The following is a 21,088-nucleotide window of genomic DNA, read 5'->3' as shown; positions in this document are numbered from 1 at the left end:
CCCCGGTGCGGTGACGGACCGCCTTGCCCTTGCTCCCGGTGCCTTCCAGGTAGCTCTTCTCCGGCAGGGCGGCGTGCAGGCCGAGGGAACCCTCGCCGCCCAGCTCCGTCCAGGAGATGACGCGCCGGGCGGTGCCGGTGGACGTCTCGCTGAGGATGTTGAGCTCCGCGGCGTCCACCGACCGCAGGAAGCGCAGGGCCTGGAGCTTTCCGGTGGCCACGATGGTCAGGTGCTTCTTGCCGACGGCGTTGCCCAGCGGTGAGCTGGTCAGCTTGCCGCCGCGGGTGAGCAGGCCCAGTTCGGCGCCGAAGCGCTCCAGCCGGAAGCTGCTGTGGGCCTCGTCCTTGAGCTCCTGCCACTCCGCGTCGGTGAAGTGGGCCAGACCGATGGCGTCGATCCGCTCGCGGATCATCACGGGCGTCCGCGTGCCCTGTCCGGCGCGGCTGAGCTGCGGGATCAGGTGGATGTCGCCGCCGGCGAACACCCCGTGCACCACGGCCGAGTCGGGCAGACCGCCCCTCCCGGACGTGCCGTGCCATACCGAGAACGGCGGCCGGTGGATGACCTCGTCCGCGCCGAACGCCGACTCCTTGAGGACCCGCGGCTGCTGCTTCGGCTCCGGCCGCGGCAGGCCGGTCTCGCGCGGGGCGATGAGCTCCTGGGCCCAGGTGGTCCTGAAGACCGTGGCGTGGTCGGTCTTCTCGGTCTCCGAGGTCTCGGAGAGGGTGCGGAAGCCGAGGGTGGTGAAGGCGGTCATGGACCGCTGCCGCTCCACCGGGTTGGCCGGGCGGCGCCCGGACTTCGTGCCGGGGCCGCGGAGGAACTCGACGCGGAGGAAGGCCACGCCGTCGAAGAGCGAGCCCGGCACCTTTGCCTTGGTGGCGGTGCCGACGCGGTCGGTCGACGAATCGATGGTGACCGCGTCGTCGCCGGACTGCCCCTGGATCTGGCCGGCGGCCATGAGCGGCGCGTCGCCCATCGGCGCGACCTGAGCGCGGGCCGCGGCGGACTTCGTGGTGCCGGTCGAGGACACCGTGGTGACCGTGCGGTTCACATCGGTGCCGACGTTGAACTCGGTCTCCACGGTGTCGTGGACATGGCGCATGGCCGCGAGTTCGGTGGAGAGCAGCACCGACCCCAGACCGTCCGGCAGGACGATCTCCAGCGGTTCGCCGTTCATCGTCGCGGTGAGCTGCCCGTGCAGCACCCCGAAGTCGACGCGGCTCAGCAGCTGGTTGCGCACCTGCGCCCAGTCGTCGCCGAACGCCTCGGCGCCGATGTCGTCGACGGACGGGCCCCCGGCGAGCTGCTGGGCGAGGACGTCCGCCATGCCGTTCAGCCGCTTGCCGCCGAGGTCGGCGGCGTACACGTCGACGACGACGTCGGTGGCGCCGATCGCCCGCAGTTCGCGGATGCGCGCGGGCGGCAGCCGGTGCTGATCGCTCGCCTTGCTCTTCTCGTCCGGGCCCCACTGCGTGACGGTGTGGTTCGTCTGCTCCCACGTCGAGGCGTGGTCGGCCGACTCCCAGGAGGGGATGCGCAACGTCGCCTTGAGCGAGGCGGTGAGCTGCTGGGCGAGCGCGCCGTCGCCGGACCGCGGTGCCGGGAGGGGGAGCGGTGCGTCCTTGCGGAGGGCGGTGGGCAGCACCCCGGTGGAGCGCACCTTGGAGAAGTCGAGCGTGAACTCCGCGTCGGCGCTGATCTCCAGCGCCGTCGTCTGGGTCTTGGCCCGCGCGAACATCCGGTCCAGCTGCTCGGTGGTGCCGCCGCCCGCGGACTGGTACCGCGCGTTGCCGGAGAGGTCGAACCGGCTGAAGGGCACGGTGATCCGCAGACCGGCACCCGCCCCGGCGTGCCGGCCCGACTCGTTGAGGTAGCCGGCGCCGGCGCCGGACTCCGCACCGTTCTCGAACTCGATCTTCGGCAGGGTCGCCGTCGTCGCGGCGTTCTTGAAGACCACCCCGACCTCGACGTCACCGGCCCAGCCGGGCACCTCGATCGGCACCGACCGCTTGCCGCCCCGGCTCATCCCGGACAGCCAGGGCTTGATCTCCGGCGTGCCCAGATGGCGGAGCAGCTGCTCCCGTACGAGCACGGCCGCCTCGTCGCCGAACGCCGTGCGCAGCGTCGGCATCACCGACTCGACCAGCTCGTCCGGGGACTGCCCCAGCTTCTCGATGTGGTCCCCGGCGCTCAGCTGGCCCATGCCGAGCCGCACCGGCGGGGCGGGCAGCTGCTGCTGCGCGGGGACGGCGGGCTGCCGTGCGCCGTCCTTCTCCGGCGCCTCGACCGGGACGGATGCCGGCGTCCCGGTCTGCTCGTGCTCCGTGTGCTCCTCGGTCTCCGCCGCGGCCTTGGCGGTCACGGTCGCGGAGGTGCTCGCCGTCGCCCGCGCCGGCAGCGGCTGTCCGGTGACGAGGGGGGCGGTGGCGAGATAGTGCGCGGAGCCGAGACCGGTGCCCAGGTAGACGCGGACGATGTGGACCGGCTTCTCGTCGCCGAGGAGGTGGTGCCAACCGGTGGCGCCCCGGTGCAGGACGGACACGTTGATGTGGGGGTAGGCCCGCGCGAACAGCATCGGGAAGAGGTCGCCGCCGGTGGAGTGGTAGCGGCCCGGCGTCGTCACGTCCTCCAGCAGCGTCTCGCGGACGGAGGTGTGGTTGACGGCCTCGCGCCAGGCGGCGATCTCCCCGTCCCCCAGCCGGGCCGCCAGCCCGGGTCGGCGGGCCGCGTAGTCCTGGATCACCTGCGGGAGGACGTAGGTGCCGTCGGACCCGGGCGGCGCCAGCAGGTTCGCCAGCGGGTGCCAGAACTCCGGGTCGTAGCCCTTGAGCAGAGTCTGCAGCTCGGCGCCGAGCGTGGCGCGGATCTCCCGGATCTCGGCCGGGGTGAGCCGGTGGCCGGGGGTGATCGTCTGGAACACGGCGCGGAAGTAGCAGTCGCCGTCGCCGGGGATGCTCACCGGCCGCAGCCCGCTCTCGGCCAGCACCTTGTCCTGCTGGGCATCCGTGTTGAGGTGGGACCAGTCCAGGACCGTCACCGGCGGGTTCCGGTGACCCTGCTCCTCCTGCTGACCGCCCACGTTTGCGCCCGTGGACGCCCCGCTCCGCGACGACGCTGCCGACGGGGCGGTCACGGGGGCCCGGGCGGTGATCAGGACGGTGCCGTCCGCGTCCGGTTCGCCCCAGGTCAGGACGTGGTCCATGGTCTCCGAGTCACGGCCCAGCTCGGGGAGGACGTACCGCGTCTCGAACGCCTCGCGGCTCAGCACGGTGCCGTACGCGAGGACGGCGCCGTCCCCCTCGGCGGTCGCCTGCCAGACGAGGGCGCCCTGTGTGGGAGCCAGCTGCTGGGCGCGGAGCAGATCGAGCAGCGCCGCGTCGTCCTCGCCGTCGGCCTTCCGGGACGGCACGTAGTAGCCGGCCGGCGTACGGATCGCGGAGCCGGGCAACCCGCCCAGGCCCAGCAGGGTGGCCTCCGGGGTGAACCACAGGGACAGCAGGTCCGGGACCTTGAAGACGTGCCGGATCCGGCCGCCGCCGTAGTGGAGCTTGTCGCGCCGGTTGGTGGTGTCCAGCCACAGCACGACATACGCGTCCGTGTAGTCGTGCTGGTGCACATACGTGCTGCGCGCCGCGCCCTCGACGCGGTGCATCGCCCAGCCGGAGCTGGTGACGGAATCGCTGACGGACTTGTCGTACGACACCCCGACGTTCGGTGCCGCGGGCCCGAAGGTCCGGCCGAGACCGACGGAGAGACCGGTGCCCCGGCCGTGGCCCGACGTCAGCCCGTTGTTCTGGGACCCGTAGTCGCTGCGCTCCGTCGTCACCTCCAGCCAGCCCAGCGAATCGCCGAGCCGGGCGGGGACGACGGCGATGCGCAGCACACCGACGGTGTCGGTGAAGGGGCCGCCGGCCGCCCGCAGGTCCGGGCCCACGACCATCGGCGTGCCGTTCAGACCGTGCAGCTCCAGGTGGCGCGTCAGCACGTTCAGGTCGAAGAGGCGCATCATGCCGCCCTGCGCGAACCCGCCGTTCTTGACGAGGTCCCTGGACCTGCCGCCGGACCTCTCCAGCAGCAGCTGGACGCCGGTGTCGAACAGCTTCCGCAGCGCTTCCGGATTGACCGTCACGCCGATCTTCTTGCTGCTCAGCGCGGTCGCCGCGACCTGGTGGCGGGTCACCGCGTTCCAGAACTCCAGCGTGTCGGCCGGCTCGACCAGCCGCGTCGCCAGCGGACGCGGCACCGACAGCGCCGGCGTCAGCCGGAGCGCGGAGAGCGGGATCGCGAGCTGCTCGCGCACCGGGATCCGCACCTGGTGCGTGCGGTGGCTGAGGGCTTCGTAGAGCCGCGTGGTCCGCCGGGCCAGGTCGACGGTGGCGGTGTTGGCGCCCCGCGAGGGCACGACCGTCTTCTCCAGCGTGATCTCCAGCTCACCGTCGAGCAGGAAGCCCGCCAGCGGGCCCGCGACGGTGAGACCGTCGTGGCGGCGCGTCAGCCGCCGCGCACTCCGGCTCTCCGAGGAGCTGGCCGAGCGGTTGTAGGAGACCGTGGCGGCGGAGAACATGCCGGTGAGGGTGTGGCCGGTGCTCCGGCCGAGGGTGAGGGCGAGGTCCTCGGCGGTGTTCCACTGCTTGTAGTTGCTGATGGTGCCGTCGACCAGCTGCTGGTTGAAGCGCGCACCTTGCTGCTGCGGGTCGCGCCGGTAGCGGAACCTGATCTGGTAGTGCTTGCTGTGCAGCGGTCCGGGCACCACGGTGTGCAGGACCATGCCCGCGCCGAGCATCGCGGGCGCCATCGCGTGCAGGCTGCGCGGCGCGAGGACGGAGTCCAGCGAGCCGGAGAGCGCCGGCGGCGGCGCGGTCGCGCCCTGCGGGTGCGGGCCCTGCACCCAGCGGTGCTCGAACGCCTCGTCGGCGTGGTCGCCGAACAGTTCCCCGATCTTCTGCTTGAGCAGCTCGAAGAGGGCGGCCGGGCTCTGCGGGGTGTGGCCGAGCGCGCGGGACCTCGGCGACAGCTCCACGGGGGAGAGGAAGCGCTCGCCGGCCGCGACGGCCGGGATCGAGGAGACCGGGAGGGTCGCGGGCACGAGCGCCAGCAGGTCCGGGTCGGCCGTCGGCCACTGCGGGCTGAGGAAGGTGATGCCGTTGTCGACGGCGACCTCGACCTGCCGGTCGACCGGCGACCAGCCGCCCAGCTGATTGACGTTCTGCGCCCGGACGGTCAGCTTCCACACCACCCGGGCGGTCCGGGTGCGGTGCGGCACCTTGTCGTGTGCGATGTAGCGGCCCGGGTTGACGTTGGTGATCTCCGAGACGCTCCGGCTCTTGCTGGGGGAGTACGCCTTGGCGTAACCCGCGCCGCCGGTCAGCTCGCCGGACCCGCCGGAGACGGTGGCGGAGTGCGTGTGGTTGCCGTGGTTGGTGGTGACGCTGCGGGTGCCGGAGAAGCCCGCCGAGTACTCGGCGAGGTCCATGGTGCTCAGCTCGATGGTCTCCGTGGAGTCCGTCATGTCGGAGAGCTGCGCCTCGTAGTCCAACCGCACCTTGCGGTCGGTGAGGACCCCGTCCAGCACCATGTGCAGCGCGCCCGCGCCGGAACCGATGTGCAGCGCGGCGACCAACTGGTCGTGGCTGAGGGCCGTTTCGAGGTGCGTGCGCGCCTGGTGGAGCGGGACGCCCTGCTCCACGAGCAGCTCCAGCGCCTGCGCGCGCACCCGGGCCGCGTCGGCGACGCCGAGCACCCGGTCGTACTGGGTCAGCGTGAACGGACCGGAGCCCGTCGTCAGCCGCGGCGCCCCCGGCACCGGGGCCGCCTGGTCCTGGACGGTCACCGGGACCAGCCACCGCGCCTCACCGGTGACCGTCCGGACGGGCGTGGTGTGCACGGACGGCGGCGCGGTCTCCTGGTGCGCCGCCGCGCTCAGCTTGTGCAGCGCCCTGTTCAGCGTCCCCAGCGGCCGCGGCGCCGCGATCCGCTCGACGGTGACGGAGGTGTACAGCACCGTCCGGTAGGTCAACTGGTGGGCGGGGCCCGAATAGTTGAGACCGGAGATCACATACGCGTACGAGGTCAGACCGTTCTTGTCGGTCCTGCCGCGCGAGAACAGCTTGACGTCGCTCTCGTGGCCGACGTTCTCGCCCCAGCCGCTCGACACCCCCAGCGTCAGCCCGGCCGTGGAGCCGTGCGACTCGGAGTTGGTGAAGTCCCGCATCGCGCTGGGCCACAGATCCCAGCCCGCGTGCTTCAGATACAGGGCGGACAGCGGCGTGACGCCGTCCTCGCCGGCCACCCGCTCGGCGCGCACATGGAAGCGGATCACCTCGGTGTCCCCGGTGGCCAGCGGCCGCATCAGGGTGCGGTGGAGTCCGTCCTCGCCGAACAGCTCGGTGAAGCGGGCGTTCAGCGACTGCGTGTGGAAGTGCGTGTCGACGAAGGTGTCGAAGGACCGCAGCTCGGCCGCCGTCCACTCCGGCATGCCGGTGGCCCGCTCGCCCTCCAGGAACTGCCGGATCAGCTGCGCCCGGATGTCGGTGGGGGTGTGCCGTCCGGTGTCGGACGTCTGGGTGAGCCCCGACAGGCCGACCGGGCCGTGGAGCCCCGCACTGCCCTGCGGCGTGCTCAGCCCGGCGGGGATGACCGGCTGCGGCGCGTGGGGCTCGGGGGCGAAGGTGAGCGGCAGCGGACCGGAGGCGGCGGTGTTCTCCACCGCGTCCGTGGCCTGCGTCTCCTCGCCGACGACGCGGCTCAGCGTCTCCTGGAACGCGTCGGCCAGCTCCTCGGGCACCCGGATGACGACGGACACACGGGTGGTGTGCTCACGGCCGACGGGGTCGCCGAGGGGCCGCGAACCGGACTCGATCTCCAGGTCCAGGAGGTACGGCACGGTGTTGCCGTTGTAGCGGACGGAGTGCCAGCGGCCGCCGCCCGTGTCGCCGGAGGTGCTGAACGACGTCGACGTGCCGAGGTCGAGCTTCACCGGCGCCGACAGCGAGAGCCACGACGGCAGCTGCCCGGCCTCCGGGCCGGACGAGACGCTGCCGGTGATCGAGAAGCCGCTGCCGGAGCTGGTCGAGGCGCCCTGCAGTTCCAGCCAGCGGCTGTTGAGGACCGCCGGGACGGCGGAGGGCCCGCCGATGCGCCGGGCACCGAGCATCCGGCCCCGCAGCCGGGTGGTCAGGCTCTTGCCGCCGCTGAGCGCCGTTTCCGGCAGCGGCATCCCGCCGTCCAGGATGCGGGTGAGGTCGCTGAGGAAGTTCAGCTCGTTGATCCGGTTGTGCAGGAACTCGTGCAGCGCACTGCCCGGACGGGCGTCGGTGTGGTAATCGCCGAGCAGCTGGTCGCGGATCGCGCCCACGCCGCCGACCTGCTGGGGGATGAAGAAGAACCGCAGCAGCTCGGCGGTGAGCCGGGTGGTGGCGTGCGGGCCGGGCCGGTCGCCCAGGTGGGCGTGCCACTGCGTGCCGGAGTCGTCGGTGGCGAGCGCCACCAGCTCCGTCGGGAAGGCGACGTGGAGGTCGCCGGACGCCCGGTGCGTCTGCTCCGCCGGCAGCACCCCCGGACCGGTCGTGGTGACGACCAGCTGGGCGTCCGCGAAGGAGAAGTGCGACAGCTCACCGCTGAGCCCCAACGAGGGATTGCTGTACGCGTTGACGCTGCGGCTCTGCCCGTGCGACTGCGACGACGACAGGCCGACGCCGGCCTTGGACGTGACGGCGGCACCGCTGACCGACTGCGGAATCTTGACGCCCGCGCTGAGGCCGCGGCTGTTGCCCACGCTCTCGCCGGTCCCCGTCGAACGGTTCGACCCGGCTTCCTGCAGGCCGATGCTCTTCTCGCCGTGCGGGCGGTAGGGCGCCTCGATGAGCGAGGCGCGGTCCCGCACGATGTCGGTGATCCGGACCCGGACGGTGTGCTCGGAGCGGCGGGCGCCCGCGACGAGCAGGTCCAGCCCGCCGTCGACGAGCCGCCGGGCGAAGTCCCGGGCCCCCAACTGCGCGATCAGAGCCCGGACCTGGGCACGCACGGAGGTCTCCAGCGCGCCGCGGAGCGCCGCGTCGACCTGCGGCAGCAGCCCGACGACCAGGTCCTCGAAGCCGGTGTGCGGCCCGCCGGTGAGCTGCTGCCCGGTGTGCGGCAGCCGGGCGCCGTCGAAGCGGACGCCGTGGAAGGCCAGGACGGTGCCGAACATGCCGAGGGGGTACTGCGCGTCGGCGGCGTCGGTGCCGTACGCCGCACCGAACCCGATCGGCGGGACGGGCTTGTCGAAGAGGTCCGCCAGGCCCTCCAGCGCCTCCGCGTCCGGCTCGCCGAGCAGCGAGGGGCCGCTGACCACGGTGAAGCGCTCCCGGATGCCCGAGAGCACCTCGGGGTACGTCTTGGCGTCGCCGCTGCTCCCCAGCGGCGTGCCGTCGGCCTTCAGATCGAGGCTGAGGGCATGGGCCGACTCCGTGGTGAACGGCAGGTCCGCCGTCCGGTACACCGTCGTGCCGTCGGCGCGGACCCAGAGCACCGTGCCGTCGAAGTTGGCGGCGTACAGCTGGAAGACCTGCGGCCCCTCCACGTCCACCACCAGCAGCGAAGCCGATCCCGGGCCCGCCTGGCGGAGATCCTCCGCGAGGAACGCGGCCATCTTCCGCAGCTGACCGTTGCGGACGGTGAAGGCGTCCGCGAACGGCACCTGCTCCCATGCGTCGCCCGGACCGCCCTCGTGCGTCACGGTCTCATCGCTCTCGGTGACGGTCTCCGGGTGGAGCGGGGGCGCGGAATGGGTCAGCGGCGCGCCGGCGCCGAGCGAGGTGCCGGCGGTGCCGGTCGTGGTGAGGGGCAGCGGCGTGCTCTGCGGCACCGGCTGCGGTATCTCGACGAGCCGGGGCGGCTCGGTGGACGGGCCGGCGTGCTGCGACGTGACGGCGTGCTGCGACGTGACGGAGCCGTGCGGGTGGAACGCCAGGAACTCGCCCCGGTTGCCGAGGGCGTCGGGGTAGACGAGGAAGCTGAATTCCTTCACACCAGGGGTGAGTGCGACCTTGGTGGTCGTGGCCGCGACCTTCATACCGGTCACATCGGCGATGGTCTGCGCGATCGACACGCCGTTCGCGTCCACGGCCCCCGCCTCGCAGGCGGCCAGCACGATCCAGGCGTCGCCCTTGGTGCGGGCGTGGAGGTCCTTGAGGCTGGGGCGCCTGCGGAGCACGTTCTTGCCGAACTCCTCCGCGGACAGGCGGACCGGCGTGTCGTTGGCCGAGACGGTCACCCAGCCCTTCTCGGCGTGCAGCAGCGCCAGGTACAGCTCGTCGCCGGGCTGCCAGGGCACGGTGTCGAGTGCGTCCAGCGACACGGTGTGGTCGCCGTTCTCCCACCGCTCCGGGGAGAAGTGCGCGAAGTGCGGATTGGTCAGATCGAGATCGACATGCGTCCGCGCCCGGTCGAGCGTCTCCTCCTCGGTGTGGAACGAGCGGCCCACGGGCTTGTTGGTGCCGGGCTCGACGATCACCAGGTTGTCGAGGTCGGCGGCGTCGACGACCTCGCCGTCCACCGTCGTCAGCCGGAGCCCCGCCCGATCGGATTCCTGGACCACCACCGTCTGCCGGGGGGAGTGCTTCGCGAACCACTCCTGCACCGCCGGGTGCAGGCGCTGGTACGGCGGGTTCTCCGTCCGCGGGTCGTGGTACGCCGCGTACGCCTCGGCGAACCACTCGTCAACCGTGGAGAACTGGTAGTTGGACACCGCGTGGGCGCGGGCCTCGGCGAGATAGCTGATCCACTCGCCGGTGTACTTGTTGATCTGGTAGATGCGCCCGTCGATCGCGTACGACGCCCCGCCGTCGTCGAGCGTCCACGGGTGACGCATCGCCGCCTTGACCCGCTCGGCCAGCTCCGACAGCGCCGCGAACAGCTCCTGGTCGGTGCCCGCGAGCGCCGACGGGATCGCCGCGACCTTCTTCGGGTCGGGGGCGCCGGACTCCGGATCCGGCTCGATGCGGTCCATCACGCCGTTGAGCAGCTGCTCGTACCGCGGGTGGTCGGCGGTGATACCCACGGCGCCGAGGTATACCTCGGAGATCTCCTGGCGCCCCTGGAGGAGCCCATGGGTGCGCCAGCCGCCGAACTCCGGCAACCTCGCCTCGTTCTGGCTCCAGTTGAGCCGCGCGTCGACCGAGTGACCCACCTCGTGCCGCAGCGTCCACTCCGCGAGATTGCCGTGGGCCAGTACATCGGAGACACCGGCCATCACATGGCGGCGCGGCTTGCGCAGGCCCAGGATCTCCAGGCGGGGTATCTCCGGGTAGCCGCCCAGCGCGGCGACATCCATCAGCCACCGCTGGAAGGCACCGCCCCGGCCCAGCTCCGTGTAGAGCCAGGACGGCATACGGAACGGACGGCTGAACCGGACGTGCTTGTCCCAGAAGACGAAGGCGCTGGTGGGATCGCCGCTCACGTCGTGCACCACGGCGTTGAGCCACGGGTTGTCCGCGACATCCTGCCGGGGCAGGGTCCGCAGCACCTTCTCGATCCGGTTCAGCATCGAGTGGCTGAACTGCGGGCCGCCCTCCTCCTCGGGGCCGATGGTGATGCCGAAGGTGGCGGACAGCCGCTGTGCGCGCTCAGTGACACCGGCGTTCCACAGCCACGCCCCGACCGTCTTCCGCGGACGCGACGACTCCGGACGGGACGACTCCGGGCGGGACTGCGCGGCGCCCTGCGTGTCGTGCTCCGGGACGAACAGCTCGCCGCTCGCCCAGGACGCCAGGCCGGCGTCCTGGCTCGCCTCCCGCATGATCCGGTCGTTGTCCGGCTCGGCCGTGCCGCCGTGCGCCGGGTGGTCGGCCGGCAGGAGCGTGTGACGCAGATTCCGGTGCAGCTCGTCCGCCTGCCGCAGCGAGGTGAACGGGGCGGTCCCCGGGGAGGGGAAGAAGTAGACGAACGGGTCGGTGACGACGGTGACGGCCTTGTTCGCCGGGTAGAGCCGGCCGCCGATGCCGGTCCACTCCTGGGGCGCGGCCGCGTAGGCGGCGCTCAGCTGTTCCAGGACGTCGCCCGCCGGGCCCGAGAGCCGTATCTGCTTCTCGTCCGGCGTGACGCCGATCGCGGCCAGCCATTCCTTCTCGGTCAGCGGCCCCTGCGCCAGTGCGGTGTCCAGCACCATGAACACGACGGAGCCGTCCCGCTGCACGGGGACGCCGGCGGCGATGCGGTGGTGCCGCTGCACCGTGCCGGACACACCCGGCAGGGGGGAGTCCGCGAACGTCGAACGGACCGTCAGCAGCGGCTCGGCCCGCGCGACGGTGATCTTCTGGACCGGCGCGCCCAGCCGGCGGAGCTTCATCGCCGCCAGGTGCGCCCGCAGAGCGCCCCCGTCCTCCGCAAGCCCGTGAGGCACCGCCGGATCGCCCAGCTCGGGCAGCTGTTCCAAGGCCCCGTACCACGTGTGGGCCTGGTCGGGGGTGGCGGTCTCGTGGAACGGGCCGTCGCCCAGGAGCATGCCGATCCGTGCGGCGGACGACGGCGCCGCGGTGTGCAGCGCCTCCCGCAGCGTGGTGCCGGTGAACGCCAGGTAGGCGTCCTCGACCCCCCACACCTTGCGCGGCTCGCGCCCGAGGAAGGTGAGCTGGTGGAACGCCTGCTCCGGCATGCCGTGCCGCAACTGGAAGCGGAGCAGCTGCGCGAACGCCTGCACCTGCGGCAACTGCCAGGTGTGCACGCCCTCGGCGGTGTGCCGCAGGTCGATGTCCCAGCCGTCGTTCGGGTGCCGCGGGCCGTAGAAGTGGGTCAGGACCTGCACCACGGTGGCCGGTTCGACCAGGCCGCGCAGCTGCGCCAGGTCGAGCGCCTCGGGCAGCGTGCCGGCGGCGAGGCCGAAGAAGGCGCGGTCGAAGGCGTCGGCGGCGAAGATGTCGGCCGGCGCGGGCCAGGTGTGCAGCAGCGCCGCCAACTGCTCCGGGGCGACGGGCCGTTGCGGTGCGAGCAGGTTCCACAGCTCCCGTGCGGCCCGCTCCTCGGCCGGCACCGGGACCGTCAGCCCGCCGAGCGGAGCCTCGTCCCGCGACAGGACCGGCGCCGACGACTGCGTCAGCGGCGCCGTGACCGGCACCGCCGGCCCGGATACGGAGGCGTGGTCGGCAGACGCATCGCGCGCGGCCCGCCGGAGCGCCTCCCGCCGTGCCGCGGTGTCGGCCAGCGCCGCCCGCGCCATGTCGAGCCTGGCGGCAGCCTTCTTGAGGTCCTGCTCGAAGCGGGACGGCGCACCGGACCCCGAGGCGTTCCGGGCGGCCCGGTCGGCCGCGACCAGCTCGTCGTAGGCGCGCAGCGCCTTGACGACGAGGCGCTGCGCCTGCCGGTACTGCTGCTGCGCACCACGCGCCGCGGCGGCCGCCTGGTCCGTCACCGGCGCCGCGGAGGAGGACGCCTGGGTGACGGGCTCGGCGGTGAGGTGCACCGAGGGCGCGGTGACCTGCTCGGACAGCGGGGGAGTGGTGCCGCCCGGCCGCAGCTCGGCGAGGGCGGACTGCTGCCCCGGCGCGAGGCCGGTCTGCTCCTCGTGCAGCGCCGTGGCCGCCGGCGCCTTGGCGGCGGACGGCTGGTGGAGCTGGTCGTGGGCGGTCAGCCAGTCCGCTGTGACGTCGCCCGGCGCCCACAGCGCGCGGTAGACGTCGAAGAACTCCTCCTGGTGCCCGCGGGCGAGGCGGGCGAGATCGCTCTCGTCGACCGGGAGACCGTCGGCGAGCTTCCCGTACGCGTCGGCGGCGGACTGCAGCGCGGCCGGTGCGTCCGCCTCGAAGTACAGATGCGCGGTCAGCTCCTGCTCCAGCCGCTGGAAGCGCCGCCCCCAGGTCAGCAGGCCGCCGAAGAGCTGGTCGGGGTCGGCCGACGCGCCGCGCAGGGAGCTGCGGAAGGCCTCCGTGACACGCGCCCGGAACGCCTCGGACGCCCGCTCGCGCGCCGCGTCGTCCAGTGTCCGGCCCGGGTTCGCGGCCTCCCAGTCGGTGAGCTGCTCGGCGAAGACCGCATCGGCCTGCTTCTGCGCGGACAGCAGGGCCGTGACGAGCGTCAGCTGCGAGGACAGCTCCTCGCCGGTGAGCTTCGCGTAGGTGGCCTCCCACTTCTCGAAGCTCTCCGGCCCCCAGCCGTCGCCGAAGGTCTCGGCGAACGCCTTGCTCACGGAAACCGTGAAGGAGCCTCTCAGCTGCTGCGCCGCGAGCGGCAGCGCCTCGGCCGGGGTGAGCGCGGGGAAGTGGGTGAGGAACTGCGCCGCGAGGCCGGACGGTTCGCCCAGCTGCGCGACCGTGGCGTCGAAGTCCTGCCAGGACTTCAGGACGACCGACTCGCGCGCCAGCTGCGCGGCCATCCGCCGGGGCAGCTCGTCCAGCACGGCGTCGTACTGCCGCTGCCACTTCTCCAGCCCGGCCGGGTCGCCGCCGTGCACCGAGGCGGCGAGACCGTCCGGTGCGTGCCGGTGGAAGAGCGCGTCCAGCGCGTCGTGCAGCTCGCCGCGGAGCAGCTTCGCGCCGGACGAGGAGAGAGCGGTGTCCTGCGCGCCGAACTGCGTGAGCAGCGCCTGCTGCTCCTCCGTCAGCTCGGTGGCGAGGTTCTGCCGCACCGCATCGAAGCGTTGGTCGGCCCGGGCGTGCTCGGACACGAGGAACGCCCGCAGGTCCAGCGCGGCGGGCAGCTCGTCGAGCAGCTTGCCCAGCTGCTCGGCGCCCAGCCGCAGGTTCTTCTGCAGGCGGCCGCCCCGGGTGTCGTGCACCGTCGCGAACCTCGCCCGGATGCGGCCGTCGAGCTGCTGCTCGAAGCGCGCCCACTCCTGTGTCACGACCTGCTCGACGAGCTGGTCGTCGAGGGCGTGGGCCGGGCCTTCCTGTCCGGACGCGGGCAGGGCGCGGCGCCAGGCGTGAGCGGCGCGGTCGAACGCGGCACGGCCCTGCTGAAGCGCCTGCGCCCGTGCGGCCTCCAGCGCCTTGTGGTCCTCCAGCGCCTCCTGGATCTGCTGCGGGCCGGAGCCCTGTTCACGGATGCGCAGCGCATCGTCGCCCAGCTGCCGGGCCTGCTGAGGCGACAGCTCCTGCGCGTTCTCCGCCAGCCAGGCCCGGACGGTCTCCTGGTCCTGCCGGTGGGCCGCGGCGTCCCGCGCGGCCGCCTCGAGCAGGCCCTCGTACTTCGTCTGCAACTGCTGCTCGGCGGTCCGCATGACCGGGATCCGCCAGTCGTCGGACGCGGCGTGCGAGGGCGCCGGGGCGTGCGGGGCGGCCTCGTCACCGAGCCGGGGGTTCTCCCGCCACTCGGCGATCCGGCGGAGCTCCTCCATCTGCGTGGCGAAGGTGCCGGTGATCTTGTTCAGGGCGTGCGGGGCGCGCTCCAGCGCTTCCTGGGCCCGGGTCCGCAGGGCGTGCTGTTCGGACTCGTACCAGGTGACGGTCGCCTCGCTCCAGCGCTGCCGGAACGGGGGGAACCCGGCGGTCCGCCGGCTCAGTTCCGCGCTGAGGTGCCCCATGGGCTCGGCGAGGTCGGTCAGGCGCAGCGCGGCGGCCCGGAACGCCTTGGCCACCGCGGGCGACGGCTGCTGGGCCCGCTCCTGCGGCGTCTGCGCGGACCGCAGCTCGATGTACTCCTGCTTCAGCTCGGCCAGGTGGGTGTCGTACCAGTGCCGGGCCTTGTCGTCCCAGTGCGGCTGGTGCTCGGCGAGGTTGTTCTCCCAGATCTTGTGGTCGATCAGATCCGGCCGCCGGGTGAGCGGGCCCTTGGCCAGCACTGCGCTGAACTCGCTCTTGACGACGGCCTGCTCGTGCCACCTCTCGTACGCGCGCTGCCACGTGGGCGACGTCGCCTCGGTGGCGAGGTCGGCGGCCTCGGCGTCGGTGCTGCCCTGCTCGACGGCGCGCACGAAGTGGCCCGTGAACTCCTCCTGGATCCGGCCGGCCGTCCTGGTCCGCAGGAAGCCGGGGTCCAGGTTGCCGGAGCCGAGGCGGGAGAGGTGGTCCCAGGAACGCTGCCGGGCGGGGCGCAGTTCCGTGACCCCGGCCTCCTGCAGGGCCGACTTCCCGCCGGCGTGCTGCTGAAGCTGCGGCGCCTGCTCCTGCACCGTGACGTGCTCCTGGGGCTTCGGCCCCGCGGTGAGCTGTTCCTGCTGCTGGACCTGGCCCGGGACCTGCTGCTTGGAGGAGGTCTGCTGCGGTGGGGCGGTCTCCTTCCCGTCGGCCGGCCGGAGCTGCGTCTGCTCCTGCGGCGCCTGTTCCTGCGCCGCCACGTGGCCGTCGAGCTTCTGCTGCTCGACGGAGTGCTTGACGCTTCCTCCGGCGCCCGCGCCGTCGAGGGCGCCGGCCGCACCGTGCGGCTCGCTCCCGGACTGCGCTCGGAACTTCTCCGCCAGCTGAAGCCGGTAGGCCGCCCCGGCCTTCTCGACGCCGTGCCGGAACACGTCGACGGTGTTCTTCTCCGTCGCCAGCCACGACGGGAGATCGGTGGCACCGGGGTTGCGGAAGTGGTCGTCCAGGGCCACCCAGTCGTCCCGGAAGGCGGCGACGACGTCCTGGCTGCCGTACCAGTCGGGAACGTGCGTGTTGGCGACGGCGGAGTGGTCGCCGAACTTCGTCTCGAAGACCTCGCCCGCCTCGAAGGCCGCGTCATGGCGGGCGGCGTCCCGGTCGAGGTACGCGTAGCGGTTGTCGAAGAGGTCGCCGGATTCGTTGCGCCAGGCGCGGAACGCGGGGTCCAGTTCACCGCCGAGCAGCAGCTGCTTGCCGGTGCGCAGGTCACCGAGGTGTGTCTCGGCGACCTGCTCGATCTTCGCGGCCAGCTCGTCCGCGACACGGGTCAACGTGGCCTCGTGGTAGTCGCCGAGGAGATCGCCCTCGATGGCGTCACGGACCTTCGCGATCTGCGTGTCCACTTCGAGGTGGTACTTCACCCGGTTGGTGAGCGCCCGCTCGTCCAGCATCAGCGCGATGGCGTCCCGGCTCTTCTGCACCGCGTTGCCGACGGCGACGTCCTTGGCCCCCCGCTCCGCGGAGAGGTGCGCGAACGCGTCGTTCACGGCGGTCGTGAGGTCCTTCTCCAGACTCTCCAGAGCCTTGTCGAAGGGCGCGTCACCGGGGTCGAGGTCGTGCCGGAAGGCGGCGTCCTCCAGCTTGTCCCCGATGCCCGGAAGCACCTCCTGCTTCACCCGCAGGTGCTCGCGCAGCCGGGTGGCGCTGCTGTGCAGCACCTCGTCGACGGCCTGCTGCCGCGCCATCCCGTCCGCGCGCAGCTGCCGCATGTCCTTGTAGGTGTCCAGCAGCTGGTCGCGGACGCCGAGGCGCCAGCCCTCCCGGCCGCCGTCGTGCAGGAAGGAGTCGTCGGTGAGGTCCGCGCCCCGCTTGCCGGCGGCAGTGTCGTAGTGCTCCATGAACGCGTCGGTCCGTGCCTGCACCTCCTTCGCGAAGGCGAGACGATCGGCGGGGTCGCCCAACTCGTGGAGGTCGGCGGGCGACAGCTCCTTGCCGCCCGCGGCCTCCAGCTTGGCCTGGTGTTCCGCGGTGTACTTGGACTTGACGAGGTCGACGAGGTCCTTGGGCAGCTGCTGCCCGGACCCGGCGGCGGCCAGGTGCTCGTCGAACGCCTTGGTGACGGCCGGGTCGAAAACCGGCCCGCGGGTCCGGGCGTCGAAGCGCTCCGGCAGACCGTCGATGAGCTTCTTGTGGATGTCCGACCAGGACCGGATCAGGGACTCGGGCTCGACGACCTTGCCGGGGCCGGGCGCCTTGACGAGCTTGTCGAACTCCGTGTGGAGGTCGGCCGTGACGTCGGCCAGGACCGCCTTGACGTCCGCGGGCGTCAGCTCCGGGACGGGACGCTCGGTCAGCTCGCGGAAGTCCGCCGTCGCCTTGGCCTCGTTGAGGACGGCCTTGTCCACGGCGCCCTGCGCCGTCGCGAGCCGCTGGTCCAGCGGCTTCCAGCCGGCGGCCGCCTTCTCCACGTCGGAGGCGAGCTTCCGCAGGTGGATGTTGCGTTCCTCGGACACGTCCAGCACGTGCTGGTAGTGGCCGAGGAGCTGTTCCTTGGCCGCGGCGTGCTGGGCCGCCAGAGCGGGGTGCGCGTAGGACGAGCCGTGCGGCCCGGGGGAGGCCCAGCCGCCGCCGTTGAGGCGGCCGTCCGCGTAGACCTTGTCGAAACCGGACACCCAGGTGTGCTGGAAGTCCGTCTTCAGCTGCTGTGCCACGGCGGGGTCGATGTCGCTCCGCCCGGCGACGAGGTCATGCCAGGCCTGCTCGGCCTCGGCGGTCACCTTCGGCAGCCGCTCGGCGGTCTGCGCCAGCTCGTGTGCCGAGTTCTTGATACCGGTCAGCGACGCGTCGAGCTTGGTCACCGCGTCGTTGACGTGCGCGGCGGAGTAGCCGGTGCTGCCGAGCCCCTTGCGGGCGTCGGCCACCGCCTCCTTCGCGAGGTCCTCCAGCCGGGAGCGCACCCAGTCGCCCTGCCGGCCGAGTTCCGTGGAGTGCGGCAGGGCCGTGGGGCCGTGGGGGTCCCACAGGCCGTGGGCCCTGGCCTCGAACCGGAAGCGGTCGGCGATGCTCGCGTCCAGCTTGGACAGCCCGGACGCGGCCTGGGCCGAGAGGTCCGACGCCTCGGCGCCCACCGGCTTGTTCCGGATGTCGGCGAGCAGCTGCTCCGCGTCGTTCTTGAGCGAGGCGTGGACGCTGTCGGTGTGCTGCCACCGGCCTGCGGAGCCGTGCCCGAGGTCCTTGAAGGTGGTGTGCACCAGCTTGTCGTCGAGGACGGACGGCAGCTCCGAGACGAACTGCCGGACGTCCTGGGCCGCCTGCAGTTCGGCGTCGAGCTGCTTGACGATGTTGTCGTGCTCGGCGCCCCACTTCCTGAGCGCCTTGTCCTCGGCGGCCTTCAGCTCCTTGCCGCTGAGCTTGGGCGTGAGCTTCTTCGGCAGCGGCTTGTGGAGCGTCTTGGCGCCCTCCTCCCCGGCCATCTTCGCGAAGTGGTTCCGGGCGCCGTCGTGGTAGCGGTCGCCGAGGGCCTTCAGATCGCTGTGGGACCAGCCGGTGTCGAGGTCCCGGGCCGCGGCCAGCCTGCTGTCGATGTCCGCGTGCGTCTTGCCCAGGATGTCGTCGAACGCGTTCTTCCGGATGGTCTGGTCGATGATCCCCTTCTTGATGTCATCGGCCATCGACGTGAACCGGTCCCGTGCGTCCGGGACCTGCCAGTGCGGCTTCTCCTTCAGCGGCCCGTAGGAGGCCTCGGCGGCCTGTTCGAGGCCGGCGCGGTACTCCTTGACGGCGGAGTCGGCGAACTCCTTGTCCAGCCCCTTCCACTCCGACTTCGCCGTGCGCACCAGCTCGTCGATCTGCTGCCCGATCCGCTCCTCCATACGGAACAGCTGGGCGCGCCCGCGGTAGGTGTCGTTCATCCGGCTCAGCTCGCGCTGCCACCGGCTCTCGGCCTTGGCGACCTCGGCCGAGGTGACGTGCGGGTTGTCGCGGAGGTCCTGGAAGATCTTCTCGTGCTTGCCGCGCAGCTCGTCCACGACCTTGTCGAAGACCGACTGCCGCTCCTCGCCGCTCAGGCCCTTGAGCGCCTTGGAGGTGCCGGCGGTCTTGGTGAACTCCTTCTGCGCCTTGGCCAGTCCCTCGTCGAGGTGCTTCGCCGACGCCACTTCCTTGATCTGGTCGGTGGCCTTGAGCCGGTCGGCGAACTCCTTCTTCACCGAGCCGCTGACCTCGTCCCACCTGGCCTGCTTCCGGGCCGCCGAGAACTTGTCCGCGAGCCGGTCGAAGGCGGACGCCTGGTGGGCCTGCTCCGTGGCCGCGCCCTGGGTGGCCTCGCCCACGTCGTGCTTCGTGACGGGCCCGGGGTGCCCTTCGCCCTTGAGGGGGTCCGCCTCCGGCGCGTGCGAGGCGGTTTGGTGCTCGGCGGTGGCCTTCTTCTCGCCCTCGGCCCCCACCTGGTGGTGCTCGCCGCTCTTCGTGCCGGAGGAGGCGGAGGTGTGCTCGGTGTTCTCCGCGGAGGCCTTCGTCTCCGCCCCGGACTTCGTCTCCTCCTTCGCCGGCCGGTGCTCGCCGGCCTTGTCGGCGGCGCCCCCCTTCGACGAGGTGGGCGTCGACGAGGTCTGGGACTGCGTCTCCTTGGCGGTGGCGGACGCCTTCCCGGTGTCCTTCGTCCCGGCCGGTTCCTTCACCGCCGCGCCCTGGCCCTCCTGCTTCTGGGCGTGCGGGCTCTGCTCCTGCTTCTCCGCCTTCACCGGTGAGGCGCCCTTGTCCTGGGCGGTGGCCTTCTCCGTCGCCGTGGTCCGGTCCGGAGAGGCGGTCGTCGAGGCGTTCTCCGTGACCGTGGACTTCCCACCGGTGGTCTTCTCCGGCACCGGGGTGGTCTTCTCGGACACCGAGGTGGTCTTCTCCGGCACCGAGTTGTGCTTCTCCGCGCCCTGGGTGACGGCGGAGGAGTGGTCCGTCCGGGCGGTGCCGGTGACGTTCTCGGTCTTCGCCGACTGCCCCACGGGCGTCTCGTGGACCTTGGCCACCTGCTCCTTGGACCCCACCGTGACCTGGTGGTCCCGGGAGGCGACGGTGACGGCGTCCTCGGCCGTCGCCTTGCCGAGCGTGAACGGCTTGCCCTCGTCGCGGTCGCGGAGGGTGGGCAGGCCGGACCCGTCGCCCTCGGCCTTGACCGGCGTGCCCTTGGCGCCGGTCTGCTGCTGGTGGCTGCCTTCCTCGCCGATGCCCGACTCGGCCTTGCCACCCTCGCCGGCGGACTTGCCGGGGGCCTGCTCGACGTGTTCCGACGTCTTCGTGGGCGTCGGGGAGTGGGCGGAGTTCTGCTGCTCGGCTGGGCCCGTCTTCGCCGTCTGGTTGCCCGGGGCGTGCTCGTTCGCCTGCGTGCCGGACTGCTTGGTGACGGTCTGCGGCGTGCCGGTGTTCTTCTCACCGGACGAGGACGGGTGGGCGGTCTCGTTCGGGGCGGCCGTCTTGGACGTGGTCGGGGAGTGCTGCTGGCCCACGGCGGACGAGGTCTCGGCGTGGGCGGGGTTCGGCGAGGTGGCGAGGGTGTTCTTGGTGCCCGGACCGCCGGTGGCCGAGGGGTTGGGGCGGGTGATGTTCGGGTTGGTCTGGCCCGGCTCGACCGTGGTCTTGCCGCCGACGAGTCCGCCGTCGGTCTTGGCGGGCACGCCCTTCGGGCCGCCCGTGAAGGTCTCGCCGGGCCCGCCCTTGCCGGGTGTCGGCCCGTTCGGCGTGAACGGTGTGTTCTCCGCGGCGCCGCCGAAGCCCTTCGCACCGCCGACCGGCGTCATCCCGCCCGGCGACTTGAGCGACGGCGTGGCGCTCCCGCCGAAGCCGGTGGGGGGCGCGCCGGTGACGCCGCCGCCGTTGGGCGTGGTCATCTCCGGGGGCTTGACGTTGGGCGCCTCGACCGAGGAGCCGCCGCCGAAGCTGAGGTCGCCGAGGCCCTTCTTCGCCATCCCGGCGCCCTTGATGGCCGGGCCGATGAGGCTGCCGGCGCCCGCGAGGCCCGCGTTGAGGGCCTCGTTCTTCCACCACTCGGCCTTCGAGAAGTCGGGCCGCTCGGTGCCGGTGACGGCGGAGGCCAGCTCCTGCGCGGCCATGTCGAAACCGATCTGGGCACCGGCCTGGATGGCCACGTCGGTGGCGACGCCGGCGGCGAAGACCGCCGCGGCGGCCGCGCCCTCGATGACCGCGCCCATGGCCTCCAGCACCGCGGTCATCGCCGTGAGGATCGAGCTGAGCGGCAGCAGCACCGCCAGGCCGATGGCGGCGATGGCGGGCAGGAAGAACTCGATCAGCGCCTTGATCGACTCCATCTGCGCGGCGTGCAGCTCCTCCGCCTGCAGCTGCTTGATGTAGTCGCCGAACGCGTTGATCTTGTTGCCGACGTCCCGCGCCGCGTCCACGGCCACCTGCATGCGCGTGTTGTGCAGGGTGTTCCAGGAGTCCTGGACGACGTTGTTGGCATCGCCGCTCCACTGCATGCCGTGGACGGCCGAGTCCATGGTCGACATTTCCTCCCACAGCTGGTCGCTGAAGTCGATCCACGCGTTGCCGAGCGCGTAGATGCTGTCGGTGACGGTCGGATCGGGTTCGTACAT

The 21,088-nt window shown here is 72.3% G+C and carries 1 protein-coding gene (running past one end of the window); it reads right to left on the bottom strand.

The window, feature by feature from the left end; all coding sequences use genetic code 11:
• A protein-coding gene (locus ABT345_RS08345) for a protein-glutamine glutaminase family protein (protein ID WP_345087404.1) crosses the window boundary here: on the bottom strand, window positions 1-21,088 show its 5' portion. The gene continues 15,545 nt to the left of window position 1, outside the view; 21,088 of the gene's 36,633 nt are visible here — the first part of the coding sequence; the start codon lies at window positions 21,086-21,088; its stop codon lies off the left edge, out of view.

The sequence above is a fragment of the Streptomyces sp. NPDC000404 genome (assembly GCF_040300365.1).
GTDB lineage: Bacteria > Actinomycetota > Actinomycetes > Streptomycetales > Streptomycetaceae > Streptomyces > Streptomyces ramulosus.
The sequence above is the reverse complement of the archived record's forward strand: the minus strand, read 5'-3'. Positions and strand labels throughout refer to the sequence as shown.